At 36.1% G+C, this 919-nt stretch carries 1 protein-coding gene; it reads left to right on the plus strand.

What is annotated here, in order from left to right; translation table 11 throughout:
- Nucleotides 1-102: 102 nt before the first annotated feature.
- Nucleotides 103-919 (plus strand): TauD/TfdA dioxygenase family protein (locus AC5590_RS01400; RefSeq protein WP_169269023.1); only part of this gene is annotated, 817 nt, incomplete at its 3' end.

The following is a 919-nucleotide window of genomic DNA, read 5'->3' on the forward strand; positions in this document are numbered from 1 at the left end:
AAAATAAACAAGTTTATCGAAATATAATTTTTTTTATTTTTACAGTCAACTTGATTGACACAAGGAACAGATAAATCCCAAATAATCGGAGACATTTATATTATGAACAGTAAAATTGAAGCTCTAGGCACCAGCACAGGAAAGATACTATATAGTAGTGATTGCCAAAATATTCTTGACCTCTCCGTAGCAGAGACTATGGAGCTATTCAAGTCATCTGGAGTTATTCTTTTTCGAGGTTTTGGGGTAACTCCCAAGCAGATGAAAGATTTTTCAGAACAATTTAGTGGCAGACACATCATAGACTTTACAAAAGTAAGCATTGATTCTGACAAGTTCGTCAACTTTGTAGATGGCGGGATAGATGGTCTTATTCCTCATTGCGAAAATTCTTGTTTTCCCTTTCGACCTGATGTTATTTGGTTTTGCTGTACTGTCCCAGCCGAACAAGAAGGTGAAACTTTGTTCTGGGATGGTGTCCGAGTGTGGGAGGAATTGAGTCAAGAGTCGAAACAGTTATTTATTTCCAAGCAACTAAAGTTTTCTTATAATAATATTCCGGTTGATAGGTTGAAGATAATTCTAGGTTATAGTGCTCATACTATAGATGATATCAAGCAAATCTTGGACAGTCTTGATGGTGTCAGTTATCAGTTTAACGATGATAAAACTGTTTATGTCGAATATACTTGCTCAGCTGTGGTAAAAAACAAATATACTCATCAAAATGCATTTGCCAATCATTTTTGGGTATATCAGAAAAAAACAGAAGAAGCAATTTTTGAGGACGGTTCAAGAGCTTCTGATGAAGTCGCTGACGAAATTGAGACAATCTTCGACAAATTAACCGAGAAGATACCGTGGGAAGCAGGTGATCTAGTGATGATGGATAATTCAAGATTTCTACACGGTCGTAAAG

This window comes from Brasilonema octagenarum UFV-OR1 (genome assembly GCF_963888615.1).
In the GTDB taxonomy this organism is placed as follows: domain Bacteria; phylum Cyanobacteriota; class Cyanobacteriia; order Cyanobacteriales; family Nostocaceae; genus Brasilonema; species Brasilonema sennae.